The sequence below is a fragment of the Arthrobacter sp. Y3223151 genome (assembly GCF_059091125.1).
Map to the genome: position 1 here is coordinate 1 of NZ_JBNHGI010000002.1, position 17746 is coordinate 17746.

Sequence of the window (17746 nt, forward strand, 5' to 3'; positions counted from 1 at the left end):
GGGGGCTCCGACCCGGGCGGATTCGGCAGCGGCGCCCGCTCCCCCGGCGGCCGGCGCCCCGGCGTCGGGCTGCGTGGACCCCTCGCTCCGGGGTTTCGTTCCGGCGCCGTCCGGGGCACCGCCGTCGCGCTCGGCGCCGTGGCCGTTCGCCACGGCGCTCAAATCCGGCAGCCTGCTGGGCCGGCGCATGGGCAGCGGGTTGGCGCCGTCCCGAAACCGGCCGTTGACCGCAGGGACCGGAGGCGCGGGGGCGCGCTCCGGTTCAGCGCCAGGGGCTTCTCCCGGCGCTGTCCGTGCCCTGCGTTCGTCTCCGCCGGATTTCACGTCTTCGACTGCCACGTCCGTCGCCTCTTTCTGTACCGCTGGCCTCTCTGCCTATGAGACTACCGCCGGCCGGCGGCGCTTCACGGTTGCCACCCCGGGGGCGGCCCGCCCGGCCGCCGCCTGCCGGCCCCGTCGCCTGCCCGGACGGCAGCTACCCGGTGGCGGCGGCCTCGCCGGCGTCGAACCGGCCCAGGTCGCCGCGCTCCCCCGCCAGGTAGGCCCGCCGGCCCACGACGAGGGTATAGATCCAGTAGGCGGCCAGCACCAGCACACCGATGCCCAGGCGCAGCCAGTCAGGCAACTGGCTGGGGGTCACGAAGCCCTCGACCAGGCCGGAGATCAGGAGGACGAGGACCAGCCCCAGGGCGACGGTAATCAGCGACCTGCCTTCCCGGGCCAGCGAGGCGGTACGGGTGAGCCGGCCGGGCGAGACCCAGGACCAGAAGATCCGCAGGCCGGCCGCCCCGGCAATGAAGATGGCGGTGATCTCCATCAACCCGTGCGGCAGGATGTAGAGGAAGAAGACGTCCAGCCGGTCGTAGGCGGCCATCATCCCGCCGGCCATGCCCACCCCCTGGGCGTTCATGAACAGGATGTACGGCACCCACAGTCCGGTCACTCCGAAGGCCACCGCCTGCGCGGCGATCCAGGCGTTGTTGGTCCACACCATGCCGGCGAAGGAGGCGTTGGGATTTTCCGAGTAGTAATTGACGAAGTCCTCTTCCACATACTGCCGGATGTCCTCGTCGGACCCCATCGCTTTGATGACCTCGGGGGTTCCCGCCACCCAGGCGCCGAACAGCCAGGCGACCAAGACGAAGAGGGCGCCGATGGCCACGGTCAGCCAGCGCAGGCGGTAGAACGCGGCCGGCAGCGACAACACGAAGAACTCCGCCACGTCCCGGGCGAAGTTGGAGCGGGCCCCCGTGAACCGCGTCCGGGCGCGCGAGAGGCGGGTGGAGAGGGCCGCCGACAGTTGGCCCTCGGCGGCCACCGACCGGATCATCGACAGGTGGGTCGACGTGCGCCGGTAGAGCACGAGCAGTTCATCCGCCTCGGCGCCGGTGAGCCTGCGTTTGGCGCTCAGTTCGTCCAGCCGCTGCCAATCGTGCTCATGCACCGCGGCGAAGGCATCGATATCCACGCTCCTAGCCTAGCCGCCGCGCGCGGAAGATCCGGGGCGCCGCCCGGCCCGCCGCCCCGGATCGATAGAGTGGAACCGGGCGCGGCACAGACCGCCCGGGAAAGGGATCCGATGAGCAACGTCATCACCGGCGAGGCGGTAGTGCTGGAACTGCGGCCGGCGTCGTTCGGCGTCCGGGCGCTGAGCTCGATCATCGATGTGGTGGCCAACGTGATCCTGCTGATCGCCGCCTTCGTGCTGCTGGCGGAGACCCTCGAGGTCAGGTTCGACGCCGCGGCCGCCCGGGCGCTGGTCATCGCCGTGGTGCTGTTCTTCCTGGTCGGGGTGCCCATCGCCGTCGAAACCCTTACCCGCGGCAAGTCGCTGGGCCGCTGGGCCATGGGCCTGCGGATCGTGCGTGACGACGGCGGTGCCATCCGGTTCCGGCATGCGCTCATCCGCGGCCTCGTGGCGGTCTTCGAACTGTACATCCTGCTCGGTTCGGTGGCCTTCATGGTGGCCCTGTTCAATGACAGGTCCAAGCGGCTCGGCGACCTGCTGGCGGGCACCTACAGCATGCGGGAACGCGTCGCGGTCACGCCGAAGATCCTGCCGGAAATCCCCCCGCAACTTGCACCCTGGGTGAAGCTCGCCGACATGGGGCGGCTGCCGGAGCCGCTGGCCCGGCGGATTATCCAGTTCCTCTCCCAGGCGCCCAAGATGATTCCGGCCTCCCGGGCCCGGTTGGCCACGGCCTTGGCCAACGAGGCGTCCGGCTATGTCTCTCCCCCGCCGCCGGCCGGGACGCCGCCGGAAATGTACCTGCTGGCCGTGATGGCCGAACGGCGCGAACGCGACTTCGTCCGGCTCTCCCGGCAGCAGGAGCGCGCCGCCCGGCGTGGCGCCCGGCTGCATTCGCTGCCCTTCCGGGACTAGGCCCGGCCGCGCGGTCCGCCCGCCCGCCACCGGGCCGCCGGCCGCGGGACGGCTACCCCTTGTCCTGCGACGTCCAGGTCTTCCAGTCCACGTTCCAGTCCCCGAAGCCGTCCGTCGGGTCCAGGAAACCGCCGTCGGTGTTGCGGATATCCACGATGTCCCCGGTCCGCATGGTCTCGTAGAAGTACCGGGCGCCGGCTTCGGACATGCCCACGCAACCGTGGGAAATGTTGCGCACGCCCAGGGCCGAGGGGTCCAGGGTGGTGTGGACGAACTCGCCGCTGTTGCTCAACCGGCTGGCGTACTTGGCGTCGAACGGCTCGTACCAGTCCGGGTCTCCCGGTTTGAGCCCGATGCTGCGCGGGTTGAACGGCAGCGACTTATGCATGTCCATGATCGGGTGGATGCCCTTGCTGGACGGCCAGTTCGGGTCGCCCAGCGTCACAGGGAAGGTCTTGGCCAGCTCGCCGCCCACGTAGATCTTCATGGTCTTGGTCTTGTTGTCCACGATCGCCCGGCGGTCATCGAGGATGTTGACGGTGATCTTCTCGTCGTTCATGCCGATCATGTCGTTGCCGAACTCCACGCCGAACAGTTTCATGTCCACGGTCACCGTGCTGTTCGGCTCCCAGTATCTTTCCGCGCGGAAGCGGGCCTTGGTGTCCGAGTACCAGTAGAACTCGCCCTTCTGCCCGGCGGAGGTGGTGATGGCGATGGCCTCCTCCACCGCTTCCTTGTTGAGCACGGGTTCGCTGAAGTTGAACTCCAGCGGCTGGGCGATGCCCACGCTTTGCCCGTCCAGCGGGTACATCCAGCCGTCGGCCTGGTTGGGTGCGAGCACGGTGGTGAAGGTCTGCTGCTTCGCGGTCTCGGTGCCGGCGCGGTCCACGAGGGTGTAGTTGAACTCGTATTCGGTCAGGAAGTCCAGTCGTTCCGTCGCCTTCCAGACGCTGCCGTCGTCGGACAGCTCCCCGGCGATCGGTTCGCCGCCCTTTGCCGGCGCCAACGCCACATCCTTGATGGAGGCGTTCTTGGCGGTGATGGTGGCCACGGTGGCGGGATTGACCTCCACGGCTTTGTCTGCCGGGGTGACACCGACCGACATCTCCTTGACGACCGGCGCGGAGAAGCCCTGCCGCTCGGCCGGGGCGGCGGCGAACACCCGTCCCAACTGGGCAGCGAACGTGGGCGACGCCATGGTTGCTGCCGTGACGGCCGCGGCGGCAGCCACCAGCACTCCGACGATGCACAGCAGGGCGATCTTAAGGCCCTTGCGCTTCTTCTGTTCCTCAGTCATCCCAACCCAACTCACGAGACCCCGGCGGCAGGCGGTCGCCGCTGAAGGGCACGACAGCACCCTGCTTCCATCGTAGGGCGGGCACCGCCGAAGGCACGGGTTATTGCGGGCGAGCCCGCCCAACAATCCGGTAACCATTTCACCGGACGGCCAACGGCGGGACGGGGCGCCCCGCCGTCGGCCCTCCGGCCTGGATCAGTAGCGGTAGTGGTCCGGCTTGTACGGGCCGGCGGCGTCCACGCCCAGGTACTCGGCCTGTTCCTTGGTCAGTTCGGTGAGTTCGACGCCGAGCGCGTCCAGGTGCAGCCGGGCGACCTTCTCGTCGAGCACCTTCGGCAGCACGTAGACCTGGTTGGCGTACTCGGGCTCGCCGGTGGCCGAATCCTCGGCCGGCTTGCCGTGCTTGGTGAACAGCTCGATCTGCGCGATGGTCTGGTTGGCGAACGAGTTGCTCATGACGAACGAAGGGTGCCCGGTGGCGTTGCCCAGGTTCAGCAGGCGGCCCTCGGAGAGCACGATGATGGAGCGCTCGGTCGCCAGCCCGGCATCGAAAACCCATTCGTGCACCTGCGGCTTGATCTCCACCTTCTCCACGCCCTCGACGCCGGCCAGGCCCGCCATGTCGATTTCGTTGTCGAAGTGGCCGATGTTGCCCACGATGGCCTTGTCGCGCATCTTCACCATGTCGGACGCCATGATGACGTCCTTGTTGCCGGTGGTGGTGATGAAGATGTGGCCCTCGCCCACGACCTTGTCCAGGGTGGTGACCTGGTAGCCGTCCATCGCGGCCTGCAGCGCACAGATCGGGTCGATCTCGGTGACGACGACGCGGGCGCCCTGGCCGCGCAGCGCCTCGGCCGCGCCCTTGCCGACGTCGCCGTACCCGCAGACCACGGCGGTCTTGCCGCCCATCAGAACGTCGGTGGCCCGGTTGATGCCGTCCGGCAGCGAATGGCGGATGCCGTACTTGTTGTCGAACTTGGACTTGGTCACCGCGTCGTTGACGTTGATCGCCGGGAACAGCAGCTGGCCCTGCTCCGCCAGCTGGTAGAGCCGGTGCACGCCGGTGGTGGTTTCCTCGGTGACGCCGCGGATGCCGGCGGCGACCCGGGTGAACTTCTGCGGGTCCTTGGCCAGCGAGGCGCGCAGCACGTCCAGGATGATGGTGTACTCGTGCGGGTCCTCCGCGGTGGCCGAGGGGACGGCGCCGGCGGCCTCGAATTCGACGCCCTTGTGCAGCAGCAGGGTGGCGTCGCCGCCGTCGTCCAGAATCATGTTCGGCCCCAGCTCGGGATTCCCGTCGGCACCGGGCCAGGTCAGGATCTGCTCCGCCGTCCACCAGTACTCTTCGAGCGTTTCACCCTTCCAGGCGAAGACCGGAACGCCCTGCGGTTCCTCCGGCGTGCCGTTGCCCACCACGACGGCGGCGGCGGCCTCGTCCTGGGTGGAGAAGATGTTGCAGGAGGCCCAGCGGACCTCCGCTCCGAGCGCGGTCAGCGTTTCGATCAGGACCGCGGTCTGCACCGTCATATGCAGGGAACCGGCAATCCTGGCACCGGCCAGGGGCTGGGCCTCGCCGTACTCTGCGCGCAGGGCCATCAGGCCCGGCATCTCGTGCTCCGCCAGGCGGATCTGGTGGCGGCCGGCAGCTGCCAGCGAGAGGTCCTTGACCTTGTAATCGAACGTCACAGTCATGCTCCTAAGCGTCGTCAGCGGAACCGGCGGCGGCGCCGTCGTTGGTTGAATCAAGGGCGCCCCCGGCGGGGGCGGTTTGCGGGAGCAGCACGGGGATGCCGTCTTCGATCCGGTAGTGCAGCCGGTCTCCGGCGGCGGTGCGGCCGGTCGAGAGCAGTTCGTCGCCCTCCTGGACCAGTGATGAACCGGTAGCCGGGCAGCGCAAAACCGCCAGCAGTTCGGGGGTCAGATGTGCCATGCGATGGTGTCCTTTGATCTCCAGCAGCTTTGGCTGCGTCCGCTTCCGGCGGCCGGCGGCGCGGGGCTTCGCCGCGGACGGCAGGTTGCCGGCACGGCGCGCTGCCCGTCTCCCAGCGTATCGCCCTAGGGTTGTCCGCGCAGAATGCGCAGGTGCCCGCGCCGGGTGCCTGCGGCACCCGCGGGAGGTTCCAACGGCTCGCGCTGGCCGCGCGGCTGGGGCGCCTCGTCGGGCACCTCCGGAGTGCGGGCCGCCTCGCGCACGGCGTCGGCGAGGGCCAACAGGTCGTCAGGGTTGGGGACCGGTGCCTGCTCGGGCAGGGCCAGCCGCATGACTTCCCAGCCGCGGGGCACGGTCAGCCGTTCGGCGTGCTCGGCACACAGGTCGTAGCAGTGGGGCTCGGCGTAGGTTGCCAGCGGGCCCAGCACGGCGGTGGAATCGGCATACACGTACGTCAAAGTAGCGATGGCCGACCGCTGACAGGCCGAGCGTGAACATTGACGAATGGATCCCACGAGAATGCATCCTACTCCGGGCCTCCCTCCTTCCCGACCACCGGCGCGGGGCGGTGCGGGAAGATTAGGTCACAATCGGGTCGCGCGGACGCCGCCCGCCGGACGCTTCGGCGCACCGCCGCCGGGGCCGGGTGCGCCGCCGCGGGGCGCTTCGGCGCACCGCCGCGGGGCCCGGGTGCCTTATTCCGGTTCCCGGGCTTAAAGTCGGTATATGGAAAACGGACCATCACTGACCCTCTCGCTGGACAGCGACGGCGGTGGCTGGCGTCGTCCGTTTGCCGCACGACGCCGGAACCGCCGCGGCCGCGGGCTGCGCGGCGACCTGCTGCCCGCCAACCTGCCCGGCCATCTGACCAGGTCCGAACAGTTCGAGCAGTGGGTCGCGGAGTCCGCCGAGCGGCTGGCGTACTTCTGGGGGGAGCGGGTCGAAGCAGCCCAATTCGTGGTCGAGGACATTCCGCCCCGCCTCGAAGAGCTGCTGGCCCGCGGCCAGGCCGCGCCCCTGGGCAGCTTCACGCCGGCCTCGCCGGGCCGCCCGGCCGTGGTGACCGTGTTCCGGCAGCCGGTCCAGGCGGCCGCCCGGCTGCGGGCCGAACTGCCGGAAATCATTCACGATGTGGTGGTGGAGCAGACCGCGCAACTGCTGAACATGGCGCCGGAAGCGGTTGACCCCGGCTACGGCCGGACCCGCCCCTGACCGGCGTTCCGGTCCCGCCGCCGCTTCTTCCCTAGTACCCGATATCGACCGGCACCGCGTTCTGCGCCTGCGTGCCGGCGGGCACCGGCAGGACCGCAACGTCGGGAGCACCGCCGTCGGTCAGGATCTGGGCGCCGTAGACGGCTTCGCCGGACGCGCTGATCAAAAGGGCCGCGGCGTCGGCGCCGTCTGCCCGGGGATCCAGGGTCACGGTGGTTCCGGCGGGCACCGTCACCGCCTGCTTCTCCCCCAGTTTGCCCTTCGGATCCACCGGCGTGATTTCCACCCGGGCGTCCCCGGACGGCGCGCTGAAGGCCATCCGGGAGCTGACACCGCCCGGCACGACCGCCAGATGGTTGCTGCCGAGGCGGCCGGTCGCCGGTGACCACCCGAAGTCCACCGGTTCGCCCGCCTCGGTTCCCCTGCTGACCCGCGCGGCGGCAGCGATGGACACGTCGGCGCTGATTTCGACGGAATACGTGCCGGCGGGCAACGACTCCAGCGGCACCCTGGTGACGCTGCCGGCCGCCGCGGTGACGACCCCGCCGCCGGGGAGGCTGACCGGGCCGTCGGAACCGAAGACGCGCACTTCGAGGACCGCGTCGGTCACGCCGGGCACCGCCACGTCCAGCGCGGGCGCAGCGTCCTCATAGCCGTCCTGGGCCCGGATCGCCCGGGCCGGTTTCTGGTCCTGGACGGTGATTCCCGTGACCACCTGGCGCGTGCCGGCCGGGGCGGACGCCTGCAGCAACTCGACGCCGCCGGGGGTCAGCTGGCGCAGGATGCTCTGCTGGATGAAGCCGGTCACCGGGCCGCCGGAGGACTGCACGCGCACGGCCAGGGATTCCTGGTTCGCGGCCACTCCCGCCAGCACGATGGAGCGTGACTCCCCGGGAGCGACCAGCAGCCCGCGCGTGCCGGCAGCCTGGACCTGCCCCTCGGACGAGACCAGTTCGAGGTCGACCGAAGAGGGTGTCTGGGAACTGTTGTGCAGTTTCAGCACGGACGTGGTTCCCACGGTGGTGGACGCGCCGAGCAGCCAGAAGTCATTGGCCGGTGCCATGCAGTTGGCAGCGGCCAGTCCGCGCAGGTCGCCGTCGGAGGCCCGGTAGGTCATGGCCGCACCGGCCAGCGCGGTGGACTCCCCCATCGGGGCGGCCCGCAGCACGGTGGGAGCGGACAGGTCCTGTCCGGACACCACGGACGCCACCATCTTGGTCTCACCGGAGGACTCTTCCGTCGGTTCCGCGATGCGCGCGAGCGGAGTGCCCGCGCCCAGTTCCGTCAGCTCGCTGCCGGGGACGTTGCCGCCGAGGTCGCTGAGCACAAGGGCCCGCGCCCTGGTCTGCGCCGTGGTGGAGACCGGACTGAACTGCGGATCGGTGTCTTCGGCGGCGCTGTCCAGCAGCCGCAGGGGCTCCGGGCACACCGCGGTGTAGTCTCCGGCCGGAACGGCAGCGGACACGGGCGGCCGCTCGGCGGCCCCGCCCGGCACGTCCACCAGGCTGCCGGCGGCTACCGCCGCTCCGGTCAGCAGCAAAAGGCCCGCCCCGGAGACGGCGCCCAGCATCCGCCGCCCGCCGCGCGTCGGCGTGCCGCCGGCGGTGGAACTGCCGGAACGTGCGGCGGGCTTGCCCGCGGCGGCATCGCGTGTGCGGTCCCGCCGCGCGGCCCGCTTGGCGGCCTTGCGGTCGACCGGCTGCACGGGCTCGGCCGCGCTGCTCGAGTCTGGCTGCACGGGCTCGGCCGCGCTGTCCCGGTCCGGCTGCACGGGCTCGGCCGCGCTGTCCCGGTCCGGCTGCCCGCCGTCAGGTGCGGATGCGGCAGCGGCTGGCCCGGTCGCCGCCTCTGTCGCCCGCCGCTCCTCGCCGCGGCCACCCGTCTCCGTCATCGTTGCTGTCCTTTTCCGGCCAGGGCAACTGCGCCGCCGTCGGCCGGGTCTTCGAATGCCGCCCTGCGCAGTTCGGCGGGGCGGGCATCCGCCCCGGTGGTCTTGATGTGGTCGATGCGGCGCGGCACGAACCGCCGCCGGGCCGGGATCGGTATGGCGAGCAGGACGGTCAGTCCGATGGCGAGCACCTGAAGGATGCCAATCCACGGCGACCACGGGCTCGAATAGCCGATCTTTACCGTACCCGCTGCTGCCGGCACTTCAAACGCCTGGGCCCAGCCGTCCTGCGAGGATTCCAGCGGCCGGCCGTTCAGGGTGGCGGTCCAGCCCGGGTCCGTCCGCTCGGCCAGGATCAGCCGGCGTCCGGGCTCGCCGGCGGGAATCTCGCCGGCCGCCGCGGTCCAGCCGGACGGCACGGTTTGCAGCAGGTCGCCGTTGGCATCGACCAGGCGCACCCGGGCGGTCAGTTGGCCGGCCGCGGTGCCGTCCTTACCGGTCGCTCCGACGACCCGCCAGAGCCAGCCGGAGTCGGTGCGCCCCACGGACGTCAGTCCGGGCACGGCGTCGATCCGGCCGGCGAGCAGTTCGGCCGCCGTATCGGATTCCTGCAGCACCACGAAGTCCACGCCGAGCCTCACCAGGGACGGCCGCGGATCCACGCCGGTGCCCGCCACGATGACCGCCACCGTGTTCCGCAATTCGGCGTCGGCGTCGTCGTCGGAGCGCACCTGGGCGTCGGTGAGCGGACCGGCCAGGGTTCGCGCCGAGTAAATGGCCGAGAGTTGGTCCAGGGTAGTGCCGCTGCCGTGCATCACGGCAGCGGTCACCGCGCCGCCGGTTCCCGCCGTCAACACGAGCGCACGGGCCTGCTCCGGCCCGGTCCCGCTGTCCGCAGAGGTGGCCGGCAGCGTGCGGCCCGCCCCGGGCGCCACCGCCATCTGCGTGCCGAAGTCCGTCAGCGTCCGCGCCTCGCTGGACGGTGTGTAGCCGGTGAACTGGGGCACCAGCCAGTGCGCCAGGCTCGCCGCCGGGCCCAGGGCCATGAGGACGGCGGCGGCAACGGCCACGGTGCGCCGCAGGCCCGAGGTCGGGCGCCGCGCAGCGGCCAGGTCGTGCCGCAGCCGGTCCCCGGCGATCAGTGCCGCGCCCAGGAGCAGGAACAGGGCCAGCGAGACAAAGGGACCCGTGAACGGTGTGACCACGGCTCCCGGAGCGACGGCGGTGGCCAGCAGCGATGAACCAAAGGAGGCCGCGAGGGTCAGGAACGCGCCGAGCCAGAGCAACCGTGCGCGGCCGGCCCCCTTGCCCGTGACCGCCCCGGCCACGGCCAGCGCCAGCACCGGCACGGCGACGACGAGCGCGTAGACGAGCGCCCACGGGCCCTGGGCCAGTTCCTCCAGCATCCCAACCCCGGCCAGCCCGTCGGCGGGGCCGAAGGCCAGCGGGAAGCCCATCAGCTGCTGCCACAGCGGGGCGGCGTGGAAGGCCAGCGGCAGGCCGGGATCGCCCAGCAGCGCGCGCGGCTGGTCCAGCCCGGCGACCAGCATCGGCAGGGCGAGCGCCAGCGGCGGGATGAGCGCCCACCAGACGGTCTTGGCCCGGCGGCGCAAGGCCAGCATCAGGACGGCGATAAAGACGACGACCACCGGCAGCAGCGCCGGTGCCGACGCCGTGATCCCGGCCAGGCAGAGTCCCGCCGCTGCCGCCGCCGTCCAGGAGGGATTCCCGTTGATCCCAGGCTTGTGCACGGCTTCGTGCGGCAGCAGGGGCCGGTTGGCGTCGGCGCGTTGGGCGGCGGAGCCGGTGGCGCGCAGCAGGCCGAGCACGGCCCACGGAATCAGCAGGTGGGCGATCAGCGCGCCCAGGCGGCCGGTGCCCAACGCGACCTGGAACGCCGGAACGCTCGCCCAGAACATCGCGGCCCAAAAGCGCAGGCCGCGCCGCTGCGTGAAGGCCCCGGCAGCGAACCATGCGCCGGCGGCGGCCAACGGCATGGCCAGCAGCACCAGCGTCAGGACGGCGGCGGAACCGTTCCCCAGGCCCAGCACGGCCAGGACCGCCAGCACGTAGCCGAAGGGGTCGCCGTGCCCGGGGACGCCGGAGCCAAGCGAGATCCACCAGCTGGACGCGTTGTGCCAGATTTCGGCGACGGTGGCCGAGACCGGCAGCAGTCCGCCGCCCACCAGCGCCGGCGCCCCGAAGAAGTCAAACATGCCCACCGTGGACACGAGGGCCAGCACGACGGCGGCGGCCACCAGTCCCGTACCCACCCAGGTCCGGGCGGGCGCGGCGAGGGCGGCGAAGTCGTCGGATCCACCGGTGGGCTGGTCGCTGCTGCCGGCATCCGATCCGGAGCCGTCGCCCACGACGCCGGCGGCGAGCTCGGGCCGCAGCGACTCGGCCAGTGAGCGCCGGTAGGCCCAGACCTCGCGCCTCGGGACCATCAGCGGGCGCACTATCGCCCGCGAGGTCCTGCGGCTCTTGGCGGCCTGCCGCCGGGACGCGAAAAAGCCAGCGGGACGGAACAAGGCGGCAAGGGTGGCGCCCAGTTGCCGCAGCCCGTGTATCGGGTCCTTGGCCACCACCGAGGCCAGGAAGCTGTACAGCCCGCCGAGCAGGGCCCCGAGCCACAGGAACGGGACCTCCCACCAGGCCGCATGCTTGAGCCGCAGGTGGATCTGCGCCTTGCGGGCTGCCCTTGCGGTGCTGTGGTCGCCGGTCCGGGTGGCGTGGCGAACCCTCGCGGTGGGAACAACCACCACGCGGTGGCCGGCCAGCCGGTTCCGCCAGCACAGGTCCACGTCATCACCGGTCCCGGGCAGGGCCGGATCGAACCCGCCCAGCAGGTCGAAGACGTCGCGGCGCACCAGCATGCCGGCGGAGTTGACGGCAAAGAAGTCGCTACGGCCGTTGTACTGGCCCTGGTCCATCTCGTCGACGTCGATCATGGTCAGCCGTTCGGCCCAGCGGCTCACGGTCAGGCCCACGTCGACCAGCCGGCGCGGGTCGTCCCAGTCCACCTGTTTGCAGCCGGCGATGGTTACCGACGGTGCCGTTTCCACGGCGAGCAGCAGTTCCTCGAGCGCATCAGGCTCCGGGGCGGAATCATCGTGCAGCAGCCACAGCCATTCCTGGGCCGGACCGTCGTCCGGGGCGTGCTTGGGCAGCTCGGCCAGCCCGACCCGGACGGCGGCGCCGAACCCGGCGCGGTGGGAAGCGGCGGCCACCGGGCTGCCGGCGGGCAACTGCGCGTGCAGCAGGTCAGCGGACCCGTCGGACGATCCGGTGTCCACCCCGACGTGGGCATCGGCGGGTCTCGTCTGGCGGGCCAGGGCGGCCAGGGTTTCGGGCAGGCAGGAAGCGCCGTCGTGGGCTACCACGACGGCGGTGACGCGAACTTGCTGCTGAATTAGAGCGCTCGTTTCCGTAGCCGGCGGCGCTCGCGCTCCGACAGGCCTCCCCAAATGCCGAAACGCTCGTCATTGGCCAGCGCATACTCCAGGCACTGCGAGCGCACCGTGCACGCCCCGCACACCTTTTTCGCGTCGCGGGTGGATCCGCCCTTCTCGGGGAAGAACGCTTCCGGGTCCGTCTGGGCGCACAGGGCATCGGCCTGCCAGCCGAGTTCTCCCTCGTCCTCATAGCCGGCGCCGAAGCCCGGCAGCCCGATCCACTGCGGTTTCGGCGCCGGGTCGGCCTCGGCCGGTTCCCGGAGCAGGCGCGGAGCAGTCAGCTCCAGCACCTCGGCCCCGGGTCCCTCGGCCAACGCTTCGTGCGCGGCGAGGAAGGCGGTGGCCGCGTCCTCGAGTGTCTGTTGGCTGGATTCGCGGAAGCGTTCTGCCGCCGTCGGATCTGCCGGATCCACATACCAGTCCGCCGGTACGCCGCGCGATCCGTGCGGTGCCGAAGCCTGCGCTTCGAGCTCCCGCCGGTGCGCACTACGTTCTGCCTGCCCCATCAGCCCTCCCGGAGTTCCTGTACCAGCATGGTGCTAGATTCATGTGCAGCGCTGGATCTCAGTGCCGGACACAAGCATGCTGTTACACGTTTAATAACTAATTACATGGGTGTAATACGTTCAAGTCAAGCGCCGGCGGAAATCTTAGAGACCCGGCAGCGAAATCCGCGTACGCCACGCGAGGGCCCGCCCCCGTGATGTACGTCACAAACACAGCGTGCATGCCCCAGCCGGCCTCCGGCTGAGCCACGAACCCGACCTTAAGGAGCACCGTGAGCACCCCCGCCACGATCAACGACCTGTTGGCCCGGCTGCGCCCGGGCTCGTCCCCCTGCCTGGTCTGGTACGGCCCGGAGGGCGAACGCATCGAGCTGTCCGGGCGCGTGCTGGACAACTGGGTGGCCAAGACGGCGAACCTGCTGGCCGAGGAACTGGACGCCGCCGAGGGTACGAGCGTGGGTCTTCTGATGGAGCCACACTGGCGGTCGTTGGTCTGGGCGCTGGCCGCGTGGCAGGCCGGTGCCACCGTCCGGCTGGGCGAGGGCGCCCGGACCGCCGATGTGGTGGTGGCGGCGGATCCGGCCCTCTTGGTGCGCGACGGCGGCGGGCACCAGGTCCTGGTCGCCCTGGGCGCGCTCCAGTTGCGCTGGCCCGGGGAACTGCCCGACGGCGTCCTCGATTACGCGGCCGAGGTCCGGTCCTACGCGGACGACTACCTGGGAATCGATTCCCTGGCGGCAAACGGCTTGGCCCTGGAGTACGACGGCGGGGCACTCACCTTCGCCCGGCTTCTGGACCGGCCGACGGCCGCCGGGAACCTGCTGGTGCCGGCGCAAACCCCCTGGCCGGACGTGCTTCGCGAAGCCCTGGCAACCTGGCAGGGCGGCGGCACGGTCGTGCTGGTGCACCCGGAGGTAGGGGTGACCCAACGGTTGCTGGACAGCGAACGGGTCACCGTACAACTGTGAACCTTCGATCCGGCCCGGGCCCCGCCTAACCGCGCGCCGTGCCCGATGCCTGGGGGCCGTCGACCTCCGGCGCGGCGTCCGCGGGAGACTGGTCGGCATGCTCCTCGGGGTGGCGCTCGAAGATCTTGCGGTCCTCGGCAAACTCCGGCTCGGCGTCCAGCTCAACGTTGAACACCAGGAACCGGTAGGCGAAGAAGCGCATCACGGTAGCCAGCACCGTGCCGACGATGCCCGCGAACAGCAGCATGGTCCGGTCCGTCACCTCCAGCGGGTAGCGGGCTATCCAGACGCAGCCGGCGGAGACCACCATGCCGATGACGTTGATGACGATGAACAGCACCAGTTCGCGCAACACGTTCGCCTGGCGGCGATGTCGGAACGTCCAATAGCGGTTGGCTACCCAGGAGAACAGTGTCGCCACGGAGGCGGACACGAACCGCGCCTTCACCACGCTGTCGTCCATGGGCCCGTTGATCAGCCACCAGTACACGCCGTTGTCCACGATGAAGGCGATCCCGCCGACCGTGCCGAACTTCGCCACTTCCCGCCAAAAAAGGGAAACAATGGCATGCAGGCGCTCGGAAATAGTTCGGTTCATGATCGAAGGTGGATCCCTTTCGCTCGGATGCCGGAGCAGAGCCGGCCGACGCACTATTGTATTGCGCCAGTCTGGGCGTTACCTAGGACGTCCCCGCCGCGCGACGCCCAATGCGGCTCGTCCGGAGCCTGTTCGGTACCCTGACTAGGTGAGTTTTCCCGTGATCGGCGTAGTGGGCGGCGGCCAGCTTGCCCGAATGATGGCACCCTGTGCGGTAGAGCTCGGCTTTGAACTGCGTGTTCTGGCCGAGGCCGCCGATGTTTCCGCGGTCCCCGCCGTGGCCACGGCCCCGGTGGGCGACTACCGCGACCTGGAGGCACTGCGGGGGTTCGCGAAGGGCCTGGACGTGATGACCTTCGATCACGAGCACGTCCCTACCGAACATCTGCAGGCCCTGATTGCCGAAGGCGTCAACGTGCAGCCGCATCCTGACGCGCTGATCCATGCGCAGGACAAGCTGGTCATGCGCGCGGTGGTGGACAGGCTGGGGCTGCCCAACCCGGTGTGGGCGTCCGTCACGGGCGTCGACGAGCTGGTTGCCTTCGGCGGCAGGATTGGCTGGCCGGTGGTGCTGAAGACGCCGCGGGGAGGCTACGACGGCAAGGGAGTGCGGATCATCCGCGATGCGGACGCTGCCGCCGAGGCGGCCGACTGGTTCACCGGCGGCGCGCTGCTGGTCGAAGAAAAAGTCGAGTTCAGCCGGGAGCTCTCGGCGCTGGTAGCCAGGACTCCGTCCGGCGAAGCACGGGCCTGGCCGGTGGTGCACACCATCCAGGTGGACGGCGTCTGTGACGAAGTGATCGCGCCGGCACAGGACCTGCCCACGGACGTCGCCGAGGCGGCCCAGCAGGCGGCGCTCCGGCTGGCCGACGAGCTGGTCGTCACCGGCGTGATGGCCGCCGAGTTGTTCGCCACCCCGGGACGCGGAGCAGGCTTCGTGATCAACGAACTGGCCATGCGTCCGCACAACACCGGCCACTGGACCCAGGACGGATCGGTCACCAGCCAGTTCGAGCAGCACCTGCGGGCCATCCTGGATTTGCCGCTGGGCGACACCTCCCTGCTCGGCGGCGCCGTCGTCATGAAGAACTACCTGGGCGGCGCAAATACGGACCTGTTCTCCGCCTACCCGCGCGCGCTGGCCGCCGAACCGTCCGTCAAGCTGCATGGCTACGGCAAGTCGGTCCGTCCCGGCCGGAAGATCGGCCACGTCAATGTGGTGGGCCGCGACGCGTCCCAGGTGGAGGAGCTGCGCCGGCGCGCGGACCGCGTCGCGGCGATTGTCCGCGACGGCGTGGACCCCCAGGAAGGCAAACCATGAGCAACAAGCCCATAGTCGGCGTAGTGATGGGGTCGGATTCCGACTGGCCCGTCATGGAGGCCGCCGCCCGGGCGCTGGAGGAATTCGGCGTTCCCTACGAGGCCGACGTCGTCTCCGCGCACCGCATGCCCGAGGACATGATCGGCTACGGCCGTGACGCGCACTCCCGGGGGCTGCGAATCATTATCGCCGGCGCCGGCGGCGCCGCGCACCTGCCCGGCATGCTCGCCTCCGTGACCCCGCTGCCGGTGATCGGGGTGCCGGTGCCCCTGAAGTACCTGGACGGCTTGGACTCCCTGCTCTCCATCGTGCAGATGCCCGCCGGCGTGCCGGTGGCCACCGTGTCCATCGGCGGAGCCCGCAACGCCGGGCTGCTGGCCGTGCGGATGCTGGCAGCAGGCGGTGACGAATTGGCCGCGCGGCTGCAGCCGGCCCTGCTCGAGTTCGCGTCCGGCCTGCGCCGGGCCGCCTGCGACAAGGGAGCCGCGCTGCGTGAACGCGCAGCAGGCTCCGGCGAGGCCTAGGACGGTGGGTCCCCAGCCGCCGAGGAAGCCGTCGGGGTCTTCGGCGCGCGGGGTGACCGATCCGGTCCGCTACCCCCAGCACGCTCCGGCACCGGTGCGCACCAAGCGCGCCTTCGTCCTGCTGCTGCTGACCCTGCTCGTCCCGGGCAGCGCCCAGATCGTGGCCGGGGACCGCCGGCTGGGCCGGCGCGGCCTGGCCGTGACGCTGCTGGCCTGGGCGGCCATCCTGGCCGCGGCCGTCATGGCCCTGGTGAACTGGCCGCTGCTGGTGAACCTGGCCACCGACCGGTGGGGTTCGCTGGCCCTCGTGGTGGTGCTGGCCGCGCTGGCCCTGTTCTGGGCGTTCCTGTTCCTGAACACCCTGCGCATCATCAGGCCGAACCTGCTCGCCCCGGGCGCCAAACCGGCGGTGGCGGTGACGCTGGTTGCCCTGATGGTGCTCACCAGCGGCAGCCTGGGCTACGCCGCCTACCTGCTCAACGTGAGCCGCAACGCCTTCAGCTCCATCTTCGAAACCCGGCCCGCTTTCGACCCGGTGGACGGCCGCTACAATTTCCTGCTCATGGGCGGCGACGCCGGCGCGGGCCGGGTCGGGCTGCGCCCGGACAGCATCCAGGTGGTCAGCGTCGACGCGAAGACCGGCCAGACCGTCATGTTCGGCATCCCGCGCAACTTCCAAAACGCCCCGTTCCCGGCGGACTCGCCGATGCACGAGGTCTATCCGGAAGGCTTCAGCTGCGGTGACGAGTGCATCATCAACGCCCTCTACGTCGACGTGGAGCAAAACCACGCCGACCGCTACCCTGATGCCAAGAACCCGGGCGCGGAAGCCATGAAGGACGCCGTGAGCGGGATCCTGGGCATCGAGATCCAGGCCTATGCCCTCGTGGACATGGACGGCTTCGAAGCCCTGGTGGACGCGATGGGCGGCATCACGGTAAACGCCGGCGGCTGGGTGCCCATCTCCAACAGGACCATCCCCGGCACCAACCAGCACTACCCGCCGAAGGGCTGGATCGCCCCGGGCGTCCAGGAGCTCGACGGCTACCACGCCCTCTGGTACGCCCGCTCCCGCGAATTCGCCACCGACTATGACCGCGTCCAGCGCCAGCAGTGCGTGATGTCGGCCATGGTCAAGCAGCTGGACCCGGCAACGGTGCTGACCCGCTTCCAGCAGTTGGCCGAGGCCGGCGAACAGGTCGTCGAGACGGACATTCCCAGTTCGCAGCTGGGCAGCTTCGTCTCGCTGGCGCTGAAGGCCAAAGACCAGAAGGTGAAGCGCCTGACCATCGGACCGCCGGACTTCGGCACCGCCGCGGAGAATTTCGTCACCTACCCCGACTTCTCGGTGATCCACCCCCGTGTCCAGGAGATGTTCAACCAGGAAGAGCAGACCGGGCAGAAAAAGCGCAACGACGACGGCGGCGCCGGTGGCGCCGGTGGCGACGACGGCGCCGGCGGCGGAGAGACCACCGCCGGCGAGGGCGGGGCCGGCCCCGCGGACGAGGCGGCACCGGATGCGGCCGACGCCCCGGAGGCGCCTGCGGAGCCCCAAGTCACCGCGGAGTACCTCCAGCAACTGGCCGAGGTCGGCGATACCGCCACGCTCGGTGCCCTGGTGGCCAACAACGGCAAGTGCTCGGTCCCCTGATCCCGGCCTG

At 70.5% G+C, this 17746-nt stretch carries 15 protein-coding genes and 1 pseudogene; 6 read left to right on the forward strand and 10 right to left on the reverse strand.

Translation table 11 applies throughout. The features are described 5' to 3' along the window. Window positions 1-339, reverse strand: a pseudogene (locus tag AC5RUP_RS03740) (hypothetical protein); the annotation flags it as partial. Between the two features lie 136 nt (window positions 340-475). Then, complete coding sequence (locus tag AC5RUP_RS03745; RefSeq protein ID WP_494158283.1) at window positions 476-1468, reverse strand: stage II sporulation protein M; 993 nt, start codon at window positions 1466-1468, stop codon at window positions 476-478. A 111-nt stretch (window positions 1469-1579) separates the two neighbouring features. Between AC5RUP_RS03745 and AC5RUP_RS03750 the strand changes: the two genes are divergently transcribed. After that, window positions 1580-2383: an RDD family protein gene (locus AC5RUP_RS03750; protein ID WP_494158284.1), complete on the forward strand. Its 804-nt coding sequence runs from the start codon at window positions 1580-1582 to the stop codon at window positions 2381-2383. A 52-nt stretch (window positions 2384-2435) separates the two neighbouring features. On the opposite strand, the gene AC5RUP_RS03755 is transcribed toward AC5RUP_RS03750, so the two are convergent. From AC5RUP_RS03755 to AC5RUP_RS03770, 4 genes are all read right to left on the reverse strand, one after another. Beyond that, window positions 2436-3680 (reverse strand): L,D-transpeptidase, encoded by a 1245-nt coding sequence (locus AC5RUP_RS03755; protein WP_494150164.1) that lies wholly within the window; start codon window positions 3678-3680, stop codon window positions 2436-2438. Between the two features lie 195 nt (window positions 3681-3875). Then, the gene (gene ahcY, locus AC5RUP_RS03760; protein ID WP_494133714.1) at window positions 3876-5369 is read right to left on the reverse strand and encodes an adenosylhomocysteinase; all 1494 of its coding nucleotides are present in this window, start codon (window positions 5367-5369) and stop codon (window positions 3876-3878) included. A gap of 10 nt (window positions 5370-5379) precedes the next feature. Next, the gene (locus tag AC5RUP_RS03765; RefSeq protein ID WP_494133411.1) at window positions 5380-5613 is read right to left on the reverse strand and encodes a Trm112 family protein; all 234 of its coding nucleotides are present in this window, start codon (window positions 5611-5613) and stop codon (window positions 5380-5382) included. A gap of 125 nt (window positions 5614-5738) precedes the next feature. Continuing rightward, window positions 5739-6128 (reverse strand): DUF3499 domain-containing protein, encoded by a 390-nt coding sequence (locus tag AC5RUP_RS03770; RefSeq protein WP_494001441.1) that lies wholly within the window; start codon window positions 6126-6128, stop codon window positions 5739-5741. A 211-nt stretch (window positions 6129-6339) separates the two neighbouring features. On the opposite strand from AC5RUP_RS03770, the gene AC5RUP_RS03775 reads away from it, so the two are divergent. Next, window positions 6340-6825, forward strand: coding sequence for a metallopeptidase family protein (locus AC5RUP_RS03775; protein WP_494150166.1), 486 nt, complete (start codon window positions 6340-6342; stop codon window positions 6823-6825). A gap of 31 nt (window positions 6826-6856) precedes the next feature. On the opposite strand, the gene AC5RUP_RS03780 is transcribed toward AC5RUP_RS03775, so the two are convergent. From AC5RUP_RS03780 to AC5RUP_RS03790, 3 genes are read right to left on the reverse strand one after another with little or no spacing between them, the layout of a single operon-like run. Continuing rightward, window positions 6857-8716, reverse strand: a complete 1860-nt coding sequence (locus AC5RUP_RS03780; protein WP_494158285.1) for a DUF5719 family protein — start codon at window positions 8714-8716, stop codon at window positions 6857-6859. Further along, window positions 8713-12096 carry a glycosyltransferase gene (locus tag AC5RUP_RS03785; RefSeq protein WP_494158286.1) on the reverse strand — a complete coding sequence of 1128 codons (3384 nt, stop codon included), beginning with the start codon at window positions 12094-12096 and terminating at the stop codon, window positions 8713-8715. Before AC5RUP_RS03785 ends, AC5RUP_RS03780 begins: the two co-directional genes overlap by 4 nt. 29 nt (window positions 12097-12125) lie before the next feature. Further along, window positions 12126-12674, reverse strand: coding sequence for a WhiB family transcriptional regulator (locus AC5RUP_RS03790; RefSeq protein WP_494133415.1), 549 nt, complete (start codon window positions 12672-12674; stop codon window positions 12126-12128). Between the two features lie 272 nt (window positions 12675-12946). Between AC5RUP_RS03790 and AC5RUP_RS03795 the strand changes: the two genes are divergently transcribed. After that, window positions 12947-13642: a TIGR03089 family protein gene (locus AC5RUP_RS03795; protein ID WP_494093069.1), complete on the forward strand. Its 696-nt coding sequence runs from the start codon at window positions 12947-12949 to the stop codon at window positions 13640-13642. A 25-nt stretch (window positions 13643-13667) separates the two neighbouring features. On the opposite strand, the gene AC5RUP_RS03800 is transcribed toward AC5RUP_RS03795, so the two are convergent. Then, entirely contained in the window at window positions 13668-14240 is a 573-nt protein-coding gene (locus AC5RUP_RS03800) for a GtrA family protein (protein ID WP_494133416.1), read from the reverse strand. Between the two features lie 196 nt (window positions 14241-14436). On the opposite strand from AC5RUP_RS03800, the gene AC5RUP_RS03805 reads away from it, so the two are divergent. Genes AC5RUP_RS03805 through AC5RUP_RS03815 form a run of 3 tightly spaced genes read left to right on the forward strand, consistent with a single transcriptional unit; the run spans window position 14437 to window position 17736 of the window. Further along, entirely contained in the window at window positions 14437-15561 is a 1125-nt protein-coding gene (locus tag AC5RUP_RS03805) for a 5-(carboxyamino)imidazole ribonucleotide synthase (protein ID WP_494154959.1), read from the forward strand. After that, window positions 15558-16085, forward strand: coding sequence for a 5-(carboxyamino)imidazole ribonucleotide mutase (purE, locus tag AC5RUP_RS03810; RefSeq protein WP_494158287.1), 528 nt, complete (start codon window positions 15558-15560; stop codon window positions 16083-16085). The genes AC5RUP_RS03805 and purE overlap by 4 nt, the downstream gene beginning before the upstream one ends. Window positions 16086-16137: 52 nt before the next feature. After that, window positions 16138-17736 carry an LCP family protein gene (locus tag AC5RUP_RS03815; protein WP_494158288.1) on the forward strand — a complete coding sequence of 533 codons (1599 nt, stop codon included), beginning with the start codon at window positions 16138-16140 and terminating at the stop codon, window positions 17734-17736. Window positions 17737-17746 lie beyond the last annotated feature (10 nt).

Excerpts from the sequence above, each read along its gene's own strand:
- AC5RUP_RS03750 (WP_494158284.1), top strand. The coding sequence starts at position 1,580 with ATGAGCAACGTCATCACCGGCGAGGCGGTAGTGCTGGAACTGCGGCCG.
- AC5RUP_RS03755 (WP_494150164.1), bottom strand. The coding sequence starts at position 3,680 with ATGACTGAGGAACAGAAGAAGCGCAAGGGCCTTAAGATCGCCCTGCTG.
- AC5RUP_RS03765 (WP_494133411.1), bottom strand. The coding sequence starts at position 5,613 with ATGGCACATCTGACCCCCGAACTGCTGGCGGTTTTGCGCTGCCCGGCT.
- AC5RUP_RS03775 (WP_494150166.1), top strand. The coding sequence starts at position 6,340 with ATGGAAAACGGACCATCACTGACCCTCTCGCTGGACAGCGACGGCGGT.
- AC5RUP_RS03780 (WP_494158285.1), bottom strand. The coding sequence starts at position 8,716 with ATGACGGAGACGGGTGGCCGCGGCGAGGAGCGGCGGGCGACAGAGGCG.
- AC5RUP_RS03790 (WP_494133415.1), bottom strand. The coding sequence starts at position 12,674 with ATGGGGCAGGCAGAACGTAGTGCGCACCGGCGGGAGCTCGAAGCGCAG.
- AC5RUP_RS03800 (WP_494133416.1), bottom strand. The coding sequence starts at position 14,240 with ATGAACCGAACTATTTCCGAGCGCCTGCATGCCATTGTTTCCCTTTTT.
- AC5RUP_RS03805 (WP_494154959.1), top strand. The coding sequence starts at position 14,437 with ATGATGGCACCCTGTGCGGTAGAGCTCGGCTTTGAACTGCGTGTTCTG.
- purE (WP_494158287.1), top strand. The coding sequence starts at position 15,558 with ATGAGCAACAAGCCCATAGTCGGCGTAGTGATGGGGTCGGATTCCGAC.